This is a genomic window from Arachnia rubra, assembly GCF_019973735.1.
In the GTDB taxonomy this organism is placed as follows: Bacteria; Actinomycetota; Actinomycetes; order Propionibacteriales; family Propionibacteriaceae; genus Arachnia; species Arachnia rubra.
The window spans coordinates 2621510-2641392 of the sequence record NZ_AP024463.1; the positions used below are offsets into that span (position 1 = coordinate 2621510).

The 19883-nt window shown below is 66.2% G+C and carries 17 protein-coding genes and 1 pseudogene; 6 read left to right on the forward strand and 12 right to left on the reverse strand.

Annotated elements, in window-relative coordinates:
- Positions 1-85: 85 nt before the first annotated feature.
- The 3 genes and pseudogenes from mfd to SK1NUM_RS11945 form a co-directional block, all read right to left on the reverse strand.
- A pseudogene (mfd, locus tag SK1NUM_RS11935) lies at positions 86-3349 on the reverse strand (transcription-repair coupling factor); the annotation flags it as partial.
- A 179-nt stretch (positions 3350-3528) separates the two neighbouring features.
- Positions 3529-4107 carry an aminoacyl-tRNA hydrolase gene (pth, locus tag SK1NUM_RS11940; protein WP_212322263.1) on the reverse strand — a complete coding sequence of 193 codons (579 nt, stop codon included), beginning with the start codon at positions 4105-4107 and terminating at the stop codon, positions 3529-3531.
- The gene (locus SK1NUM_RS11945; RefSeq protein ID WP_212322265.1) at positions 4104-4397 is read right to left on the reverse strand and encodes a hypothetical protein; all 294 of its coding nucleotides are present in this window, start codon (positions 4395-4397) and stop codon (positions 4104-4106) included. Before SK1NUM_RS11945 ends, pth begins: the two co-directional genes overlap by 4 nt.
- A gap of 274 nt (positions 4398-4671) precedes the next feature.
- Here SK1NUM_RS11945 and SK1NUM_RS11950 point away from each other — a divergent pair, with 274 nt between their 5' ends.
- Genes SK1NUM_RS11950 through SK1NUM_RS11960 form a run of 3 tightly spaced genes read left to right on the forward strand, consistent with a single transcriptional unit; the run spans position 4672 to position 7207 of the window.
- Positions 4672-6057 (forward strand): ferredoxin reductase family protein, encoded by a 1386-nt coding sequence (locus SK1NUM_RS11950; protein ID WP_212322267.1) that lies wholly within the window; start codon positions 4672-4674, stop codon positions 6055-6057.
- Positions 6054-6509 carry an FMN-binding protein gene (locus tag SK1NUM_RS11955; RefSeq protein ID WP_212322269.1) on the forward strand — a complete coding sequence of 152 codons (456 nt, stop codon included), beginning with the start codon at positions 6054-6056 and terminating at the stop codon, positions 6507-6509. The genes SK1NUM_RS11950 and SK1NUM_RS11955 overlap by 4 nt, the downstream gene beginning before the upstream one ends.
- Positions 6506-7207 (forward strand): FAD:protein FMN transferase, encoded by a 702-nt coding sequence (locus SK1NUM_RS11960; RefSeq protein WP_212322271.1) that lies wholly within the window; start codon positions 6506-6508, stop codon positions 7205-7207. The genes SK1NUM_RS11955 and SK1NUM_RS11960 overlap by 4 nt, the downstream gene beginning before the upstream one ends.
- 44 nt (positions 7208-7251) lie before the next feature.
- On the opposite strand, the gene SK1NUM_RS11965 is transcribed toward SK1NUM_RS11960, so the two are convergent.
- Positions 7252-7881 carry a histidine phosphatase family protein gene (locus tag SK1NUM_RS11965; protein ID WP_212322273.1) on the reverse strand — a complete coding sequence of 210 codons (630 nt, stop codon included), beginning with the start codon at positions 7879-7881 and terminating at the stop codon, positions 7252-7254.
- A 94-nt stretch (positions 7882-7975) separates the two neighbouring features.
- On the opposite strand from SK1NUM_RS11965, the gene SK1NUM_RS11970 reads away from it, so the two are divergent.
- Entirely contained in the window at positions 7976-8629 is a 654-nt protein-coding gene (locus SK1NUM_RS11970) for a DNA-3-methyladenine glycosylase (RefSeq protein ID WP_212322275.1), read from the forward strand.
- A gap of 13 nt (positions 8630-8642) precedes the next feature.
- Here SK1NUM_RS11970 and SK1NUM_RS11975 read toward each other — a convergent pair whose 3' ends face one another.
- The 5 genes from SK1NUM_RS11975 to SK1NUM_RS11995 form a co-directional block, all read right to left on the reverse strand.
- Positions 8643-9116: a hypothetical protein gene (locus SK1NUM_RS11975; RefSeq protein ID WP_212322277.1), complete on the reverse strand. Its 474-nt coding sequence runs from the start codon at positions 9114-9116 to the stop codon at positions 8643-8645.
- Positions 9117-9300: 184 nt separating this feature from the next.
- A complete protein-coding gene (locus tag SK1NUM_RS11980; RefSeq protein ID WP_212322279.1) occupies positions 9301-10146 on the reverse strand; it encodes an ABC transporter ATP-binding protein in 846 nt (281 codons plus the stop codon).
- Positions 10143-10526 (reverse strand): GntR family transcriptional regulator, encoded by a 384-nt coding sequence (locus SK1NUM_RS11985; RefSeq protein ID WP_212322281.1) that lies wholly within the window; start codon positions 10524-10526, stop codon positions 10143-10145. Before SK1NUM_RS11985 ends, SK1NUM_RS11980 begins: the two co-directional genes overlap by 4 nt.
- Before the next feature lie 297 nt (positions 10527-10823).
- Positions 10824-13265: an FtsX-like permease family protein gene (locus SK1NUM_RS11990; RefSeq protein WP_223928003.1), complete on the reverse strand. Its 2442-nt coding sequence runs from the start codon at positions 13263-13265 to the stop codon at positions 10824-10826.
- Positions 13265-14014: an ABC transporter ATP-binding protein gene (locus SK1NUM_RS11995; RefSeq protein ID WP_212322289.1), complete on the reverse strand. Its 750-nt coding sequence runs from the start codon at positions 14012-14014 to the stop codon at positions 13265-13267. The genes SK1NUM_RS11990 and SK1NUM_RS11995 overlap by 1 nt, the downstream gene beginning before the upstream one ends.
- A 299-nt stretch (positions 14015-14313) precedes the next feature.
- Between SK1NUM_RS11995 and SK1NUM_RS12000 the strand changes: the two genes are divergently transcribed.
- Complete coding sequence (locus SK1NUM_RS12000; RefSeq protein WP_212322291.1) at positions 14314-14997, forward strand: Crp/Fnr family transcriptional regulator; 684 nt, start codon at positions 14314-14316, stop codon at positions 14995-14997.
- Positions 14998-15223: 226 nt separating this feature from the next.
- Here SK1NUM_RS12000 and SK1NUM_RS12005 read toward each other — a convergent pair whose 3' ends face one another.
- From SK1NUM_RS12005 to glmU, 3 genes are read right to left on the reverse strand one after another with little or no spacing between them, the layout of a single operon-like run.
- The gene (locus tag SK1NUM_RS12005) at positions 15224-16174 is read right to left on the reverse strand and encodes an L-lactate dehydrogenase (RefSeq protein ID WP_212322293.1); all 951 of its coding nucleotides are present in this window, start codon (positions 16172-16174) and stop codon (positions 15224-15226) included.
- Positions 16175-17149: a ribose-phosphate diphosphokinase gene (locus SK1NUM_RS12010; protein WP_212322295.1), complete on the reverse strand. Its 975-nt coding sequence runs from the start codon at positions 17147-17149 to the stop codon at positions 16175-16177.
- Positions 17150-17159: 10 nt separating this feature from the next.
- Positions 17160-18641 (reverse strand): bifunctional UDP-N-acetylglucosamine diphosphorylase/glucosamine-1-phosphate N-acetyltransferase GlmU, encoded by a 1482-nt coding sequence (gene glmU, locus SK1NUM_RS12015; protein WP_212322297.1) that lies wholly within the window; start codon positions 18639-18641, stop codon positions 17160-17162.
- A 152-nt stretch (positions 18642-18793) separates the two neighbouring features.
- On the opposite strand from glmU, the gene SK1NUM_RS12020 reads away from it, so the two are divergent.
- Positions 18794-19882, forward strand: a complete 1089-nt coding sequence (locus SK1NUM_RS12020) for a hypothetical protein (protein ID WP_212322299.1) — start codon at positions 18794-18796, stop codon at positions 19880-19882.
- Position 19883 lies beyond the last annotated feature (1 nt).

The window sequence follows — 19883 nt, forward strand, 5'->3', positions numbered from 1 at the left end:
CTAGACCCGCGGCCCCCGTTTGTTGCTACGGACTGATCACCCGGTCCAGCAGGGACATCGCCCAGGCAACCGTATCGCCGTCGGGTTTGGGTACCAGCAGCTGCGACGCCGCCGCCTTGTATACCGACCCCGGATACAGACGCTGCAGCCGCAGTTGGCGTGACTCGGGCAGCGTCACCGGCTCGACCCGGACGTTCTTTCCCTGCGCAACGATATCCACCACCCCGAGTTCGCGGGCGCGGTTGCGCAGCACCGCGACCCCCAGGAGCTGCTCGACGGGCGGCGGCAGCTCACCGTAGCGGTCCGCCAGCTCAGAGCGCACCGCCTCGACGTCCTCAGGCGAGCGGATCTCCGCGATCTGCTTGTACATCTCCAGCCGCAGCCGCTCCGACGGCACGTACTCGTCGGGCAGATGGGCATCGACGGGCAGCTCGATGCGCAGCGCCGGCTCCGGCGTGGTGTCCTCGCCCCGGTACTGGGCGACGGCCTCCCCCACCAGGCGCAGGTACATGTCGAAGCCAACGTCGGCGATGTGCCCGGACTGCTCCCCGCCGAGAAGGTTCCCAGCACCGCGCAGCTCCAGGTCGCGCATCGCGATCGACATTCCCGCGCCGAGGTCGGTGTGGGAGGCCATCGTCGTCAGGCGCTCATGGGCGGTCTGGGTGAGGGGCTTGTCCGCGGGATACAGGAAGTAGGCGTAGCCCCGCTCGGAGGAGCGTCCCACCCGGCCCCGCAGCTGGTGCAGCTGGGAGAGCCCTAGCACGTCGGCGCGGTCGATGATGAGGGTGTTCGCGGTCTGGATGTTCAGGCCCGCCTCGACGATGGTGGTGCACACCAGCACGTCGGCCCGCCGCTCCCAGAAGTCGAGCATGACCTGCTCCAGCCTCGACTCCCCCATCTGCCCGTGGGCGGTGGCGACCCGGGCCTCCGGCACCAGCTCCCGCAGCTCGGCGGCCACCTTGTCGATGGAGTCGACGCGGTTGTGGACGAAGAACACCTGGCCCTCCCGCGCCAGCTCGCGGCGGATCGCGGCCCGCACCTGCCCCTTGTCGTAGGGGCCGACGAGGGTCAGCACCGGGTGGCGTTCCTCCGGCGGGGTGGCGATCACGCTCATCTCCCGGATCCCTGTAATCGCGATCTCCAGGGTGCGCGGGATGGGGGTGGCCGACATCGACAGCACATCGACGTTGACCCGCAGCTCCTTCAGCCGCTCCTTGTGCTCGACGCCGAACCGCTGCTCCTCGTCGATGATCACCAGGCCGAGATCCTTGAACACGACCTCCTTGGCCAGCAGCCGGTGGGTGCCGATCACCAGGTCGATCCTGCCGTTCGCCAACCCTTCGAGGACCTTCCTCGATTCGGCGTCGCCCTGGAACCGGCTCAGCTGCGCCATGTGGACGGGAAAACCCGCGAACCGTGACGCGAAGGTCTGATGGTGCTGGCTGACCAGCAGGGTCGTCGGCACCAGCACCGCCACCTGCTTGCCATCCTGGATGGCCTTGAACGCCGCCCGGACGGCGATCTCTGTCTTGCCGAACCCGACGTCGCCGCAGATCAGGCGGTCCATGGGGACCACCCTCTCCATGTCGGCCTTGACCTCCTGGATCGCAGACAGCTGGTCGGGGGTCTCGACGAAGCTGAAGGCGTCCTCCAGCTCCCGCTGCCAGGGGGTGTCCGGCCCGAAGGCGTGTCCCTTGGTGGCCTGCCGGGCGGCGTAGAGCTTGATGAGCTCCGCGGAGATCTCCTTGACGGCCTTCCGGGCGCGCGACTTGCGTTTCGCCCAGTCCGCGCCACCCATCTTGTCCAGCGCGGGGGTCTCGGATCCGACGTAGCGGGTCAGCTGGTCAAGCTGGTCCATCGGCACGAACAACCGGTCACCGGGCTGGCCGCGTTTGCTAGCCGCGTACTCGATCACCAGGTAGTCGCGGACGGCGCCCTGGACGGTGCGCTGCACCAGCTCCACGAACCTGCCGACCCCGTGGACCTCGTGGACGATCGGGTCGCCGGCCTTGAGCTCCAGCGGCTGGATGGTGTTGCGGCGGCGGGACGGCAGTTTGCGCTGGCCACGCTCCGCGGCCTGCTGTCCTGACAGTTCCGCGGCGGTAAGCAGCTCCAGCTTCGCGGGCCCAGCGCGCCAGCCACGGCGGAAGGAGCCAACGACCACGTGCGCAGTCCCGGTCTCTGGTTCGCTGTCAAGTTCGGAGAGGCCCGCGGTGATCTGATGCTCAGCCAACAGCTCGGTCATGCGCGAAGCCAGGCCCTGCCCCTCGACGCCGATCAGCACCCGCCAGCCGTCACGGAGCCGGCCCTGGATATGAGCAACGGCAGCGTCCACGTCGCCACGGAAGTCCTCGGTGGGGGTGATACCGAGCTGGCGGGAATGCACAGAGTCGGCGTCGAGATTGGCGTCGGGGGCCTCGTCGGCTGTGAACGGGGTGAGGCTCCACCATTTGTGGCCGAGCCCCATGGTGTGTTCACGGACCTCACCGAGCGCCCGGTAGGAGGAGGCTCCCAGGTCGATGGGCGAGGTGCCGCCGCTGGCCGCAGCCGCCCAGCTGGCACTCAGGAACTCCTCACTGGTCGCGACCAGTTCGACGGCGCGGGCCCGCACCAGCTCCGGGGCCGCCAGCAGCACCAGGGACCGCTGCGGAAGCACGTCGGTGATCAGCTCCAGGCCGTCCACCAGGACGGGGATCAGGGCCTCCATCCCCTCGACCGCATGCCCCTCGGCGAGACGGGAGAGCATATCCGAGAGCTGAGGATGCTCCCGCTGAAGGGCTTTGGCCCGCTGCCGGACCGCACCGGTGAGCAGCAGCTCCCGGCAGGGCTCGGCCGTGACCTTCCTCAGCTGCTCACCGGTGGAGCGCTGGTCGGCGACGGAGAACGGCCGGATCTCGGTCACCTCGTCGCCGAAGAAGTCGATGCGGACCGGCTGTTCCGCGGTAGGTGGGAAGACGTCCACGATCCCGCCGCGCACCGCGAACTCGCCTCGCCGCTCCACCAGGTCGACGCGGTTGTACGCCGCATCCACCAGCGACTTCAGCAGACTGGTCAGGTCGCATTCCTGGCTAGCCTCGACGGTGACGGGTCGCATTGCGGCCAGGTCCTTGACCTGCGGCTGAAGCAGGGCGCGCACGGGCGCGACCACCACCTGCGGCGGCGCGTCAGAGGCAAGCCGCCGCAACACGGCCAGGCGCTTGCCGACGGTGTCGGCCCGGGGTGAAAGGCGCTCGTGGGGCAGAGTTTCCCACGCCGGGTAGTAGGCGACTGCGTCCTCACCGAGCAGGCCGGCGATCTCGGCAGCCATGGCCTCGGCCTCCCGGAAGGTGGAGGTGACCAGCAGCGTCGTGCGCCCGGACTCGGATGCCAGCAGGGCGGTCGCGGTGGCGAAGAATGAGGTGGCGCAGGTGATGTCACGCGCCTCCGCGCCCGCCACCTGGGAGTCGTGCAGCGTGGCCCGGACGGCTGGGTCGGCTTCGAGGGCGGGAAGAAGTCCGGGAAATCTCACGGCGTCATCCTGTCATGACACTAGGAGTTGAAACGATTCTGCGCGGCCGCAAGACCCTCGGCTACCAGGGCCTCGACCGCATCGGCCGCGACCGCCGCGTCGAGCCGCATGGCATCCAGATCCGCGGGGCGCATCCGGGAGAGCACGTAGTCGGCAGCGGGCTGGCGGCCCGGGGGACGGCCAATTCCCACGCGGACGCGGTGGAAGTCACCAGTGCCAAGGTGCGCCCGGATGGATTTAAGCCCGTTGTGCCCATTGTCGCCGCCACCGAACTTCAGCCGCAGGCGGGTGGGGTCGAGGTCCAGTTCATCATGGACGACGATCACGTCGGCGGGAGGGATCCTGTGGAACCTGGCGACGGCGGCGACAGCGACGCCCGAGTCATTCATGAAGGTGGTGGGCTTGACGAGCACCAGCCGGTGGTCACCCGGCAGCATCCCAGTGGTCACCTCGGCGCGCTGCCCGCGGGCGATGGAGAAACGCGCCCCCAGACGTCCGGCCAGGTCGTCCAGCGCCCAGAACCCGACGTTGTGCCGGGTGGGAGTATACGCCGGGCCCGGATTCCCGAGCCCGGCGACGAGATGCAGGGAAGGACTCACTCGGCCTTGACCGGAACCAGGTCGATGTGCTCAAGGAAGCCGGTGATCGGGTCGCGCTGGGTCTGCTTCGGCGTCACCAGGAGGGGGGCGCCGCCGTCGACGCTCACCTCCACGATGACTCCGGCCTCACGGAAGACCAGGAAGGCATCCTGGCCTTCAAAAGAGATGTGGATGGGGTCCAGCCCCGGGCCGTAGATGACGGCGGGAACACGGTCGGCGCGGCGCAGCTTGCGGGCGGCGCCCTTGCCGAACTCGGTGCGAGCGGTGGCTTCCAGCTTCTGGGGGGCCATTTCTACCTCCTGAGGTGTGGTCGGGGATGCACGCCTGCAGGGGTTGCTAGTCGATAACGGACGTCGGGTCCCTCGCCAGGCAGCCCGGTCAGCCTACCCGAGCTGTCGCGGAGACGTCACGTCCCCGACCTCAAGGGGTAACGAAGGTCATCAGGGTTTTCCCTGAGATACGATTTGGCACCGGTGAAAATTTAGTTACAATTTTCAACGACCCATAAGTTCTCACAGGTCATCTCACAGCTTCCTCACAAATTTGTCGCAAGGATTTATCAGCATGACCTCATCACCCCCATTGCAGCGCGTGGCGCAGCGGGCCCCTGCCCTGCCGCGCGGGCGGCGCCTACCCATCTGGCGCGACGTGCTGGTCGGGCTGGCGTGGGTGAGCACAGCCCTCGCAGTCGCCCTCTACCTGGCGGACGGCACAGTGCAGCAGATCCGCAGCATTCCCACAGCGCTGCACGCGCTCGGGATCGTGGCGGGTCTCGTCGCCACGAACTCGATGCTGTTCATGCTGCTGCTGGCCGCCCGGGTACCCGCCATCGACCGGGTGATCGGGCAGGTCAAGGCCATGGAATGGCACCGGCAGCTGGGGCAGATCACCGTGCTCGGGGTACTGGCCCACGCCGCCCTGATCCTCACGGAGGTCGCCTGGACGAGCCGCGACGGCCTCCTTGGGGCAATCAGCATGCTGTGGGAAGGCGACCTGCTGCTGGCCTCCGCCAGCGTCGTCCTGCTGGTGCTGATAGCGATCACCTCGGTGGTGGCGGTGCGCCGCAGGCTGCGTTACGAGATCTGGCACGTCGTCCACATCCTCTCCTACCTTGCCGTGCTCCTGGCGATCCCCCACATGTTCTCCATGGGCTCGGTTTTCCTGCCCGGCACCATGCAGCGCGTCTACTGGGCCACCCTGCTGCTGGCCGTCGGCGCCTGCCTGCTCGGCTACCGCGTCCTGACGCCCCTCTACCGTTCCTGGCGGCACCAGCTGCGGCTCGTGGAGACCGTGCGGCTAGCTCCTGACCTTCTCCACTTGGAGTTCGCAGGCCGTGATCTCGACAAGCTGGAGGCCCGGGGTGGCCAGTACTTCACGTGGCGCCTGCTGACCCCGCAACTGTGGCGGCAGGCCCACCCGTTCTCCTTGTCCGCGGCGCCGACCAACAACCGCCTGCGCATCACCATCCGCATCACGGGCGACGGCACAGCCGAGCTGGCCGCCGCCAAGCCCGGCACGAGGGTGATGTTCGCTGGCCCCTACGGCGCGTTCACCGACGCCTCCCGCACCCGCGATGGCCTCGTGCTGATCGGCGCGGGCACCGGCGTCGCCCCGATCCGGTCGCTGCTGGAGACCACCACCGCGCACCCGGCGGACACCGTGGTGATCCTCCGCGCCTCCCGGCCAGAGGACCTGCTCCTGCTCAGCGAGTTCCGGGGGCTGTGCTCCAGCCGTGGCATCGCGCTGCACCTGATGGTCGGGCCGCGGTACGAGGGACGCTGGGTGAGCGCCAACTACGCACACCATGATTTGTCGACGCTGGTCCCGGATGTGAAGAACTCCGACGTGTTCGTCTGTGGTCCTCGCGGATTCGTCGACTCCGTGCTGGCTGAGGCCCGCTCCCTGGGGGTGGCCTCCGAGCAGTGCCACGAAGAAAGGTTCTCTCTGTGAAAACCGGCTCCACCATCCTGACCGTCCTGGCCGCCGCCGGCGTGCTGGGCGCAGGGTACGCCATCGGGATGAGCGGGCAGTCACCCGCGTCCGAGTCCTCCCCCGGTTCCCCGGCGGGCTCCGGCGGCGGCTCAGCCACCACCTCCTCCCCGACCAGCGGGACTGTGAAACCTGGGGTCAGCGGCACCTTCACAGGCGCCACCACTCCGCATGAGCACGGCTCTGTGACGGTCACCGTCACCCTCGCGGAGGGCGCCATCACGAATGCGTCGGCCACGTACGAGGCGGTCGGGGACAGGTCGAGGGGCTACGCCGAATCAGCGATACCGCTTCTCAACCAGGAGGTGGTGCAAGCCAATGGGGCTGCGGTGGACACCGTCTCAGGAGCCACCTACACCACCGAGGCATACCTGACGAGTCTCCAGTCGGCGCTGGACCAAGCCCGGGCGTGAAGCAGATCTTCGAGGCGATGGGCACCATCGTCAGCCTGCGCTGCCCAGCCGGGAGCACCGCAGCAGTGGAGCAGATCTTCTCCGGCCTGGAGGCACGATTCTCGCTCTACCGGGAGGACTCCGAGGCCAGCCGGATGGCCCGCGGCGAGCTGCTGCTGAAGGACGCATCCACGGAGATGCGTTCCATGTATGCGCTGGCCCATGACTGGCGTGTGGCCACCGACGGCGCCTTCCAGCCCCACCGGCCGGATGGGGTCATCGACCTGGCCGGGGTGGTGAAGGCTGAGGCGATCCGCCGCTCCGGCGAGCTCCTGGCCAGCACCGGCGAGGCCTGGCTCGTCAACGCGGGCGGGGATGTGCTCACCAGCGGCGAGGGCGTGGTGGGAATCGTCGCCCCCACCGACCGCGGCAGGCTGCTGTCACAGTTCACCACGACCACGACGCACCGGGCGGTCGCCACGTCGGGGACTGCCGAGCGTGGCGAGCACATCTGGCGGGTCGGCAGTCGCAGCGAATTCACGCAGGTGACCGTCGCAGCCCCCGACATCATCACGGCCGATGCGCTCGCCACCGCCATCGTCGCGGGTGGGCAACGGACCCTGGACAAGATGGTCCGCGAACACCCCATCCAGGTCCTGGCGGTTGGCTACGACGGCAGCCTGGCGGCGACGTCCGCCTTCCGCAGGCCGGCGGGGTAAGTCCCGGAGCACCCGCCTGGGGACATTCCCGCAGCCCGGTGGCATTAGTGGTGGCCGCGGGTTCCCAGGTCGTTGACGAACTCAACCTGCGGGCCGTCCTGGGTGGCTTTGAACGAGGTCATGGACGTGGGGGGCAGGCTGAGCCGCCGCGCGGGCAGCAAGTCGATGCCGAGCACCAGCGAGATGCAGCTCATGATCGGCCCCCAGTGGGTCACGACCACCGTCGTGCCGTTGAGCCCGAGAAGCCTCTCGAAGGCGGGGCGGACCCGGCTGTGCAGATCGACGTGCGATTCGCCGCCGGATATCCGGAAGGTCTCGTCGCTCCAGAACCGGTAGGTCTCGTCGGGATGGTCGCGACGCAGCTCCTCACCGGTGCGGCCGTCCCATTCTCCGAAGGACAACTCGTCCCAGACCCGCCTGGGCGTGACCCCGGTGCCGAACAGCTCAGCGACCGGGGCCGCGGTTTCCTTTGCGCGACGCAGCGAGGACGATATGACACGCACCTCCGGCGCATCCCCCAGGAAGGCGCCGACGCGGGCCGCCAGGTCGCGGGCTTGGGCCTGCCCCTCGGCGTTGAGCGCCGGATCGGCACCCCCGCGCCCGTCCCATCGCCCGGAGGCGGTGAAGTCAGTGACACCATGCCTGCAAAGAACAACGCGGCTGCCGGTCTGCATACGAAGAAGGCTAACGGCCACGGGCATTAGCTGCCAGCAGCCGCTCCGGCTGGGCACAAAGACGCGCGGGTCGACTTCGCGGCACAATCTCCCTATGGACCTTCCCGGCTTCACACGAGCATCCCGTGACTGGTTCCGCCGCCCCGTCCTCAACCTCGCACCGCTGCTGCTCGGCTGCGCACTGGCCCGGACGACCGGCGACGGCACCGTCGCCGTCCGCATCACGGAAGTGGAGGCGTACGCGGGGCCGGCCGACCCCGGGTCGCACGCCTTCCGGGGCCGCACCGCCCGCAACGCCACCATGTTCGGTGAACCCGGGCACCTGTACTGCTATTTCAGCTACGGGGTGCACCACAACCTCAACGTGGTGTGCGACGAGGCCGGCACCCCGACCGGCTGCCTGCTGCGGGCGGGCCAGGTGATCCGGGGAGCCGAGCTGGCCAGGAGCCGCCGGACGGCGAAGCCCCGGGCCACTGCCCTGCCGGAGCAGCACCTGGCGCGTGGCCCCGGCAACCTGGGGCAGGCCCTCGGGTCGTCACGCGAGACCGACGGCGCCGACCTGCTGGGCGACGAGTGGTCGTGGTGGCTGCCACAGGACCCGCCCGCCTTGTGGCGGACGGGTCCCAGGGTGGGGGTCTCAGGCCCAGGCGGCGACGGCGAGCTCCATCCGTGGCGGTTCTGGCTGCCGGGCGAGCCCAGCGTCTCGGCCTACCGGCCGGGAACAGCCCGGGCCAGCCGCGGCCGGTGACCGCCAGCAAGGGTCAGTGGTCCTGACGCTCGTAGATGAAGATCGACACCAGCAGCGAGACGAGATAACCCACCAGGCCGAGCCCCAGCAGCAGCCACGGCCCCCAGGGGCGAAGCCACTCTGGGAAGTTCGCCATCAGCCAAGAATCAGGCATCGCCGACAGCGCTGCCCATCCTCCCACCATCACAGTTGCCACCGTGATGATAAAGACGAATAAACCCGTGATATATCCATATTCGAAGATTGCTCTCATGAGATATCCATAGTGAACGGAGACGGGAGCAAGGACCGCGTAGCTGAGCACAGCTGCCCCAAGGGATGACGGAGTCATGGCCACCCAGCCACTGGCTGCGTCCATCCCCAGGAGCACACGCAACCCCAAGACAACGGCTGCAAGGCCCCCGTAGAGCACCAAGAACATCAGCGAGGTCAGGTAATACGAGATCGTCACCACGCGCCGCCGCAGGAGCAGGATGTCGTAGAACACCCTGTGAGGGGCTAGCGTTTCCAGGCTGAAAATAAAAATCACCGACATCGTTAAGAATGTGCTGGCGAAACTCATGGGATCTTCAGCCCCATGAGAAAAAACAAACCAGTATAGGATCACCCCAGGGGTCGTGTAGAAAATCCCACGCATTCTGTATAGGTCGAACTTCAGCATGGCTCCAAGTTCACGACGCATTCTCTGATTCCTTTCGCTTGGCGAGATGCACCAGCAGCTCTTCGATAGACGGCGCTTCCGACACGATGCCGGGCCCGCACAGGCTTAGGTCGGAGGCGGCCAGGAGCCCCTCCCAGCCGACGGCGTGCCGCCTGAGTCCGCGGATCCGGGGGCGTAGCTCATCGGTGAGGTCAGCGGCCCCACCGCGGACCATCGCCCACGCCTCGACGACCTCATCGCGGGGTCCGGAAGCGATCACCCGGCCACGGTCGAGGATGGTGATGAGGTCGGCGATGCGTTCCAGGTCGCTGGTGATGTGCGTGGAGAACAGGATGGCGTGCCGCTCATCGGTCATGAAATCCGACAGCCTGTCCAGCAGCTCACTGCGCGCCAGAGGGTCGAGGCCGCTGGTCGGCTCGTCGAGGATCAGCAGCTCGGCCCGGTGCGCCAGAGCCACCGCGATCTGCATCTTCATGCCCATGCCGCGGGAGAACTCCTTGATCTTCAGCCGCGGGGACACCCCCGCCCAGCCGGCCAGCTCATCGAAGACCCGCTGATCCCAGTCAGGGTAGAAGGGACGGAACAACCGGGAAAGGTCGCGGACCCGCCAGTCGGTATGCCAGGGCGGCTGGTCCAGGACCACGCCAACACGGGTCTTGTCGATCAGGTGCACCGCGCCGGCATGGTGCCGCACTGCGCCGAGCGCGATCTTGATGGCGGTGGTCTTGCCCGCCCCGTTGGCCCCGACCAGGCCCATCACGTAGCCGCGCGGCACGGCCAGGTCGAGGGGGCCGAGACGGAATCCGCCATAGGCCTTGGCGATTCCCCTCAGGTCAAGGGGGTTGCTGCTGGTCATTGTTCCTCCTTGGAAGTGAGAGCTAGTTCGGCGATGGCTCGGATCTCGTCGTCGTCAATACCGGCTAGCCGGGCGGCAGCCACGCCGTCGGCGAAGTGTCTCTCCACCTCGCGCAGTGCCTGTTCCCGGACGAGCTCGGCGTCGCGTGCTAGGACGAAATACCCCTTGCCGGGGACGTTGGCGACCATGCCGGAAGCCACCAACTCCGCGTAGGCGCGGGTGGTGGTGATAACGGAGACCCTCAGGTCGCGGGCGAGGGCCCGGATGGAGGGCAGCGCCTCACCCTCGGTGACATCGCCACGCAGGATGGCCGTCTTGATCTGGTCCTCGATCTGGACGTAGATCGGGGTCCCGGCGGTATTAGATAGCACGATGTCCATGCACCCTCCTTTCTGTATATAGACACCATATACAGTAATGACGGAAAGTACAACTATGCCGCGGATTACGGGGTTCTACCGGTAGCCGACGGTGCTGATTCGGCCGGCCCATCTGGACTGTCAGCAGAGCGAAAAGCCAACCCGCGAGGCATCAGGATGAGCCCCAAGGAAAATCCCTGTTGTTGGGGTGCCCACTCACCGGGCGAGCCTGGCAGGCACCACTTCGCAACAAGCCAACCGGCCGGCGACGGGCTGCCCGTCACCGGCCGGTTTCGTCGAAGGACCTGTAGCTTGTAGCTAATCCACCGCCAGGGCCTCCGTCGGGGTGGCGTTGGCCGCACGCCGGCCGGGCAGGACCGATGCCAGGGCCGCTGCCGCCACGCACACCAGGATCAGGCCACCCGTGACCGGCAGGTTGACGGAGAACACCACATCGGGCCGGCTGGACTCCGACATCATCCCGAGGGAGGTGACCACGCCCAGCCACGCGAAGAACGACCCGGCTGCCACGCCCAGGACAATGCCCGCCAAGGCCAAGAACATCGCCTCGGTCAGCAGCATCAGCCTGAGCGAGCGCCGCTGCATCCCGAGGGCCCTCAGCAGGGCCGACTCGCGCTGCCGCTCCAGCACCGACAGGCCGAGGGTGTTGCCGACGCCGATGAGCGCGATGGCGACCGCGACGCCGAGCAGCGCGGTCAGCACCACCATGAGCACATTCACGACCTGCTCGATGATCCCAGCCGCGGTGGCACCGCCACCCATCACGACCCCGTCGCCGGTAGCGGCTTGCGTCATATAGGGTCTCAGCACGTTCATCACCTGGTTGATCGCCGAGACAGAGTTACGGTCGGTCAGCTTGACCCAGGCCTCCCGGACCTCGGCCGTCCCGGACAGCTTTTCGAAGACGGACTCCGAAACCGCTGCGGTATTTCCTTCAACCTTGTTGGAGCCGCGCACCTCGACCTCGCCGGCACCCGGAAGCTCAATCCGCGACGGCATGGCCCTGGCCGTCGCCAAGCTCACAGTGACCACGCCATCGGCAGCATCATTACGTCCGCCGGAGAGCCCAAGTTCCGCATACCCAGGGTTCACATTGCGGACGCTGAGTTGCTCACCGCCCAGGTCCACCTGCTTGCTGGAGACCTCGACCACCTTGGCGACCCCGCTGGAATTGCGGAGGCCCTCCACCACCCCGCTCGGGAGCGGACCGGAGGTAGCCCGCGCGGACACGTCAACGGGATAGCGCTGGTTGATCCACTCGATGGCCGAGGTGCGCATGGTCGAGACACCGACCTGCAGCGTCACGACCAGGCCCACCGCCAGCATCAGGGCCACCGCGGTGGCGGAGGCACGACGCGGGTTGCGGGCGGCATTGCTAGCCGCCAGCTTGACCGTCGGCCCTGCGAATCCGAAAATCCGGCCGAAGAGCCGCAGCAGGAGGGGGATATAGAACGGGGCCGCACCCAGGATGGCCAGGGAGAGGAAAGCGCCACCGCCGGCAGCCCACATGAGGCCATGCTCCGTGTCACTGAAGGCCTGGAAGACCAGCCCGCCTCCCAGCAGCAGGAACAGGCCACAGAACACTGCGCGCACGATGCTCAGCCGTTTGGCCCGGGCAGCACTCGGCACCACCTGCAGGGCCTCGAGGGGACTGACCCGGGTGGCGGTCAGCAACGGACCGATCATCGACAGCACGGTGGCCAGCACACCGGCGGCAACGGCGACAGCCAGCTCCCCGAACGGCAGCACCAGCCCCCAGTAGAGAGACTTCGTGAAGTACCCGGCGATGGCGCCAACCCCGATCCCGAGCCCCACGCCGATCAGCGACCCGATGAGCCCCAGCAGCACGGATTCGGTCAGGAGCCGTCCCGCGACCTGCCCGGTCGAGGCCCCGACGGCGCGCAGCAGGCCGATCTGGCGGCGTCGCTGGGTGACGAGGATGGTGAAGGTGTTGGCGATGATGATCATCCCGACGATCAGGGAGATCGCGGCGAATCCCAGCAGGAGGTTGCGGAAGACCTCGAAGCTGCCAGTCAGCTGATTGAGCTGAGCAGCGCGATAGGCGTCGGTGGTCTGCACCTTGAAGCTACCCTGCCCGAGGTCGTCGATCGCCTTCTGAATGGCCGGGGCCACCGAGTCCGGATCCTGGGCCTTGACGACCCACTGCACTGCCGTCTGCGTTTCGAAGCTGGCGACATAGGCGGTCGATAAGTAGAGCGTGGGCGCGTCGTTGGTGATGCCGACGACCTTGCGGGTGTTCTTGCCCTGCTCAGCGCCATCGATGGTGATCTCCTCCCCGATCTTCACCTCCAGTTTCTCCGCGCCCTCCTTGGACAGGACGATCTCATTCGCACCCGAGGGCCAGTTTCCCTCAGCGAGGGAGGCCCAGCGGAAGTCCTCGGAGGGCAGCCGCATGATGTTGAAATAGGCAGAGGAGGAGCCACGGGTCAGTGACGTGGGAAAGACCAGGATGGGCTCCGCGGCCGTCACACCGGAGACCCCTCGAATGGCCTTGGTGACGTCCTCCTGGTCGAACCGCTCGCCGGGCTTCTCCTCCATACTGACCACGACATCGGCCTTGGAGATCGACAGCTCCATGGACCGGGCAACCGAGTTCTCCTGGCTGCGCACCCCGACGAGGATGGCCGAGATGAAGCCGACGCTGATGGCGACGGCCAGCAGCGTCGCGACGAAGCGGCCGGGATGCAGCCGGATCTCGTTGATGGCGTCGCGTAGCATCACGCCCCCAGTCGGCCGAGACTAGCCAGCATGATCTCAGCGGAGGGCTGGGCCACATCGTCGACGATAACCCCGTCGGAGAGCACCAGCGCCCGGTCCGCGTAGCCTGCCGCCTTCGGGTCGTGGGTGACCATGATGATGGTCTGCCCCTGCTCGCGGGAGCACTGCTGCAGGTACTCGAGCAGCGCAACACCGGTGCGGGAGTCGAGCGCCCCGGTGGGCTCATCAGCGAAGATCACCTGTGGCCGGGTAATCAGGGCTCGCGCGATCGCGACCCGCTGCTGCTGGCCGCCGGAGAGCTGGCTGGGACGGTGGGTGAGGCGCTCGGTCAGGCCGAGGGATTCGACGACCTCCGCCAGCACCGCACGGTCCGGCTTGCGGCCCGCGAGCTCAAGCGGCAACAGGATGTTCTGCTCGGCAGTGAGGGTGGGAAGCAGGTTGAAGGACTGGAACACGAACCCGATCTGGTCGCGGCGGATCTTGGTGACCGCCCGCTCCGGCAGCCTGGAGAGGTCCTGCTGCCCCACCCACACCGATCCGCTGGTGGCACGGTCTAGCCCCGCCATGCAGTGCATAAGAGTCGATTTGCCGGACCCGGACGGTCCCATGATGGCTGTGAAGGACCCGGCCTCGATGGTGATGGTGACGTCGTTGACGGCGACGACGGGACGAGGTCCGCCCTCGCCGAACACCTTGGTCAGATTCTGGGCGCCGCAAGCGGGAGCCGTGACAGGTGGAGCGATGCTCACTATCGGTAACCTTCCTCGATTCGATTGCTCGTCATCAACGTATCGGCCAGGATCCGCGGGGTCATCACTCTGACGGGGGAAGTTCCAGACGGTCTCTTGCAGACCAAAGTGCTAGCCTCCCCCATGCCGGACTAGGGGTATCACCCCGCCTCACCGGCATCCAGCCCCAGGGAAATCAGATGATTGAATCGGGCACGACGCCGGACCTAACCCTTTGAATTGTCAAAGTTTGGCAAAACCCGGTCGGATACAGTTAACTATCGGAGAGAAAATCAGTTAACTGGGGTTAAGATCTGAACATGACCAGCGCCACACATCTAGTAGGCACCCGGTGGGAACCTATTGCCCGCCGCACAGTCGAGGAAGCTGTGGGTTGTCCCATACCGGGATGGAACCTGTGCGCAGCTTCATCCATCGTGATGGAGGTTGATTCAGGGCAGCCACTGCCCAACGGCAATCAGCCCATGATGTGGCTGATACTCAGCGGCACCATAACAGCCATGGTCACCATCAAAGGCAAGTCGCACATCGCGGGTTACCATCAGAAAGGAGATATCTTCCTCAACACAACACCCCACGAGTTCAGCGAACTGCTGGGGCTCCCCGCGAACCACCAGATACTGGAGTCCCCTCTGGCTCTCGCACGCCAGCGCGGATTGGCCAAAGAGAATTCCATCATCGTCGGCACCCCGATTCGTCTTCTCTCAGCCCTCGGGAAACGCCATCCCGAATGGCATCGCTTCTCCACCGTCGCATTGCTGCGCCTGGTCGCCTATCACATGCACCGGGAATACCAGCTTCTGACTATGAGCACCGAGGAACGCTACCTGGCATTCCTGCAGGAATACCCACGCCTGGCAGCCCGCCTGTCACAACGCGAAGTGGCGCAGTACCTCGGCCTGACCCCCGTCGGGCTCAACCGTGTGGTCTCCCGGCTCCGCCAGCGCGGCGCTATCCCCCGGCCGGCGGAGAACACGGCCTAGAGGTGTCGTGTGGCGTTAGTTCACCGGTGTTTTCCGGCCCCCGGATGCGGCGCCTCGCTTCGTTCACCTTCATCACGGTACGCAGTACCGTTTCACTCGACTGCCCCGCGAACCATCCGCTCCGGAACCGCCTCCCACTGACAGACTCCCACCACACGGCACTAGTAAATCAGCTGAATAGTGGATTCCCTGCCGGCAATGACGCCGGCAGGGAGTCCACGGAGTTTCAGAATCCCAGTGAATTCAGGGTATGCCGAATTGCGTCGGCCGATTCATGCATACAGCCGAGTTCACCATCGGTCAGATGCAGCCGGAGGCTACGCCCAGCGCCCTGACTGTCGACGATAGTGGGCACGGAAAGACAGACGTCCTTGATACCGTGCCAGTCATCCACGAGTCCCGAAATGGGAAGCACGCGATGCTCATCGCGCAGGATCGACTCGATGATCCGCGTCGCCGCCAGACCGATGGCATAGTTCGTTGCTCCCTTGCCCTCGATCACCTCGTATGCCGCATTCACCACGCGGTCCGCGATCTCATCGCGAGTGGACTCATCGAGTTTCCCGGTCTCGCGTTCCCAGTCCAGCAACGGAATGCCACCGATGGTGGCAGCGCTCCACAGCGGGATTTCAGAGTCGCCATGCTCACCCGCGATATATGCATGGACATTCACCACGGCCACCTCACAGGCCTCTGCTACCAGATAACGCAGCCGAGAGGAATCCAGCACCGTGCCCGACCCGAATACCTGATTGGAGGGCAGCCCGCTGATCTTGAGAGCCGCATAGGTGGTGACGTCCACGGGATTAGTCACCATGAGGAAAATCGCCTCTGGCGAACGCTCCACCAGCGGCGGGATTACCTTCTTCATCAGGTTCACGGTGGAGGCCGCGAGGTCCATCCGGGACTCCCCTGGTTTTTGCTTGGCGCCTGCGGTAATCACGACCACATCGGATCCCCGGGTGACCTCAGGGTCCTCTGACCCCTCGATCTTCGCCTGCGGCATGAACTGGCTGCCATGAGCCAGGTCGAGCGCCTCGGCGCGAACCTTCGCCGCGTTGATATCGTGCAACACGACGTGCCGGGCAACCCCCCGGATCAGACTGGCGTAGGCGAGCGAGGAACCCACCGCCCCAGCGCCGATGATCGATACCTTATTGACCCCACGAACACTCATTTATGCTTGCCCTCCAAACAGAGATGTCACCGATCCGTCGCGGAAGACGGCGTTGATGGCCCGCGCGATGAGCGGGGCGATTGACAACACCGTCAGATTGTGGATGGGCTCGGCGGTCCGAATCGGCAGCGTGTTGGTCACGATGATCTCCGCCATGCCCGATTGATTCAGCCGCTCCACCGCAGGTCCTGAGAACACAGCGTGGGTAGCGGCGCAGATGACCTTGTTGGCGCCTCGCTCATGCAGCGCATGGGCCGCCTGGGTGATGGTTCCAGCAGTGTCGATCATGTCGTCGACGAGCAGGCAGGTTTTGCCCTGCACATCGCCGACGACCTCATGCACGGCGACCGTATTGGCCTTCTCATGGTCACGGCGCTTGTGGATGATCGCGAGCGGGCAGCCAAGTTCGTCCGTCCACATGTCGGCCAGCCGGACTCGCCCCGCGTCCGGGGAGACGACACACATCTGTGAGGCGTCGTAGTGGTCTCGTATGTATGCGCTCAGCACCGGCAGACCCCAGAGGTGGTCGACGGGGCCGTCGAAGAATCCCTGGATCTGCGAAGCATGCAGGTCCACCGACATGATCCGGTCGGCGCCGGCGGCCCGGTACAGGTCCGCGACCAGCCGCGCCGAGATGGGCTCCCGCCCGAGGTGCTTCTTGTCCTGGCGCGCGTACGGGTAGAAGGGGGCCACCACGGTGATCCGCTTCGCGGAGGCGCGTTTCAGGGCATCCACCATGATCAGCTGCTCCATGATCCACTCGTTCACGGGCGCGGTGTGTGACTGGATCACGAAGGCGTCACAGCCACGTACCGACTCCTCGAAGCGCACATAGATCTCGGAGTTCGCGTAGGCCAGGGCGCGGGTCGGCACCAGGTTCGTTTCGAGGGTCTGGGCGATCTCCTCGGCCAGCTCCGGGTAGGCCCGCCCCGAGAAAAGCATCAGGTGCTTGTTGTTCGCGGTCTCATTCCTCATGCGGGGATGCTCAATCCTTCTGCTTGGCGCGTGACTCGACGACGGACGGATGGATGCTGCCGTCGTTCGCGGCGGCGGCCCGCGCGGCCTTGGAGTGGGGGCGCCGCTGATCCACCCAGTCGTCGACGTTGCGCTGCCGGCCCCGGGCCACGGCCAGCGCCCCGGCAGGCACGTCATCGGTGACAGCGGATCCGGCCGCCACGAAAGCGCCGTCGGCGATGTCGACGGGCGCCACCAGCACCGAGTTGGATCCAATGAAAGCGGAATTCCCGATGTGGGTGGTGGATTTGTTGACCCCGTCGTAGTTCGCGAAGATCGTGCCGGCCCCGATGTTGGTGCCGTCGTCGATCACCGCGTCTCCGACGTAGCTCAGGTGCGGTACCTTCGAGCCCTCTCCGATGACGGCGTTCTTGGTCTCGACGAAGGCACCGATCTTTCCGCCGGTACCCAGCTGGGTGCCGGGCCGCAGGTATGAGAATGGCCCGACATTGGCGCCGTCCCCGATGATGGCGAAGGATCCGTGGGAGCGGGTGACGGTGGCGTTCTCGCCGACCTCGACGTCCTGGAGGGTGGTGTCCGGGCCGATCACGGCTCCGGTGGCGACGGTGGTGGCTCCCTGCAGGATCACGCCGGGCAGGAGGGTGACATCCTGGCTGAGGTCGACGTCCACGTCCACCCAGGTGTTACGCGGGTCGATGACGGTGACCCCCTCCAGCATCCAGTGTTCGAGGATGCGGCGGTTCAGCTCCTGGCTCATCCGGGCCAGCTGGATGCGGTCGTTGACGCCTTCGGTCTGCCACACATCGTCGGTGATGAGGGCACCCACGGGGTGGCCCTGGTCGTGGGCGTAGCGCAGGACGTCGGTGAGGTACTGCTCGCCCTGGGAGTTGTCGGTGGTCAGGTGCGCCAGGCCGTCGCGGAGGGTGGCGGCGTCGAAGACATAGATCCCGGAGTTGATCTCCCGGATGAGAAGCTGCTCGTCGGAGGCGTCGCGGTGCTCGACGATGCCGGTCACCCTCCCGGCGGTGCGCACGATCCGCCCGTAGCCAGCGGGATCCGCCACCTCGGCGGTCAGCACGGTGACGGCGTTGCGCTCGGCGCGGTGGATGGACACGAGGCGGCGCAGGGTGTCCCCGGTCAGCAATGGCACGTCGCCGTAGGTGACGACCACCTCGCCATCGAAGTCGGGAAGCTGCCCCAGCCCGCAGGAAACCGCGTGGCCGGTGCCGAGCTGCTGGTCCTGGACCGCTGTGGTCACGTTCTGGCTCAGCGATTCGAGATGCTCGATCACCTCCACTCGCTGATGCCCCACCACGACCACGAAATGATGTGGGTTGAGCGCTGCTGCCGCGGAGACCGCGTAGCTGAGCATCGATTTCCCGCACACCTCATGGAGCAGTTTGGAGCGACGCGACTTCATGCGCGTCCCACCGCCGGCTGCCAGGACGATGACCGCCGCGACGGGAGCCAGATCGTTGTCAGGGATGGTCAAGACCGTTTCCTTCCCGCTGTGTCCACCGGGGCCTCCCCGGACTCACGGTATGAAAACTACCAGCCGGGGAGTCAGGGAGCCCAGAGCCTGCGTCAACCCGGTCCTCGACGCTGTCCGGTTCGCCTGACCCGCTGCCTCGTTACCCTGAGGCAGTGGTGAGGTTCAACACGGATCCATTGATGGCCCCGCTCACTCCGCAGGAGTTGCGGGTGTTGAAGCAGCGTCGACGCAGCGGAGAGTTCGGCTACACAAAGGTGTCTACGATCGCGGTAACCGCGATCTTCTTCATGGTCTTCTTCATCCTCTTCATATTCGTAGGCAGCAATGTGGCGAGGGTCTTCATCAGCGACATGTCCATCACGCAGAGATTTCAGCCTCGCTTCGAGCTGATCCTGATTCCGGCAGCGTTCGTGGGAGTCTTCGCCATCGTGGCCCTGGTCTTCATCAAGGCCGGGCTGGCAAATTTCCGGAAGAGACGCAACTGGGCTTTGCTGGCACGGTTCGCCGACGTGAACGGCCTGCGTTTCGCATTGCAGTCGGCTAACCCGCGGTACCCCGGGCTGCTGTTCGACATGGGGCACTCCAGAGCTTCGGTGAACCACTTGTACTCGCCCACCGGGGTGCTGGTCGATGTCGGCGGCTACGAGTACACGACAGGCTCGGGAAAGAACAGCACAACCCATCACTGGAATTTCGCTGCCTTCCGGCTGCCGAAGCCCGTACCGCATCTGCTGCTCGACGCCAAGGCGAACAACAACTGGGGGTTCACGAACCTTCCCGCGGTCTTCGCCTCGTCGCAGCGCGTAAGCCTCGGAGCGCCATTCGACGACCACTATCAGCTCTACGCCCCCAGCGGGTATGGCCACGATGCTTTCTACCTGCTGCCTCCCAACGTACTGGATGCCTTGCTGAGGGCGCCGGCCAGCTATGACATCGAGATGGTCGACCAGTGGCTGTTCTGCTACACGCAAAGTCCCCAGGATCTGACCGACCCGGCGACCTGGCGTCTCCTTGAGATGATCGCCGGCGGTGTGCTGGGGGCGCTGAATCCCGTCGTCAGCCGGTACAGCAACCAGCACACCAGGCAGCAGCCGGCTGGCGGGCCCTACGGCCCTGGGATCCCGGCCCAGGTGGCGTCACAGGGCCTGCGGCTCAAACGGGGAGTCAACCTGACGTCTCTCATCGGCATCGCAGGTTTCGTGATCTACCTGCTGGTGCGGGCGCTGCTGTTCAGGATGTGAC

Excerpts from the sequence above, each read along its gene's own strand:
- SK1NUM_RS11945 (WP_212322265.1), bottom strand. The coding sequence starts at position 4,397 with ATGGCCCCCCAGAAGCTGGAAGCCACCGCTCGCACCGAGTTCGGCAAG.
- SK1NUM_RS11950 (WP_212322267.1), top strand. The coding sequence starts at position 4,672 with ATGACCTCATCACCCCCATTGCAGCGCGTGGCGCAGCGGGCCCCTGCC.
- SK1NUM_RS11965 (WP_212322273.1), bottom strand. The coding sequence starts at position 7,881 with ATGCAGACCGGCAGCCGCGTTGTTCTTTGCAGGCATGGTGTCACTGAC.
- SK1NUM_RS11970 (WP_212322275.1), top strand. The coding sequence starts at position 7,976 with ATGGACCTTCCCGGCTTCACACGAGCATCCCGTGACTGGTTCCGCCGC.
- SK1NUM_RS11980 (WP_212322279.1), bottom strand. The coding sequence starts at position 10,146 with ATGACCAGCAGCAACCCCCTTGACCTGAGGGGAATCGCCAAGGCCTAT.
- SK1NUM_RS11985 (WP_212322281.1), bottom strand. The coding sequence starts at position 10,526 with ATGGACATCGTGCTATCTAATACCGCCGGGACCCCGATCTACGTCCAG.
- SK1NUM_RS11990 (WP_223928003.1), bottom strand. The coding sequence starts at position 13,265 with ATGCTACGCGACGCCATCAACGAGATCCGGCTGCATCCCGGCCGCTTC.
- SK1NUM_RS12000 (WP_212322291.1), top strand. The coding sequence starts at position 14,314 with ATGACCAGCGCCACACATCTAGTAGGCACCCGGTGGGAACCTATTGCC.
- SK1NUM_RS12005 (WP_212322293.1), bottom strand. The coding sequence starts at position 16,174 with ATGAGTGTTCGTGGGGTCAATAAGGTATCGATCATCGGCGCTGGGGCG.
- SK1NUM_RS12010 (WP_212322295.1), bottom strand. The coding sequence starts at position 17,149 with ATGAGGAATGAGACCGCGAACAACAAGCACCTGATGCTTTTCTCGGGG.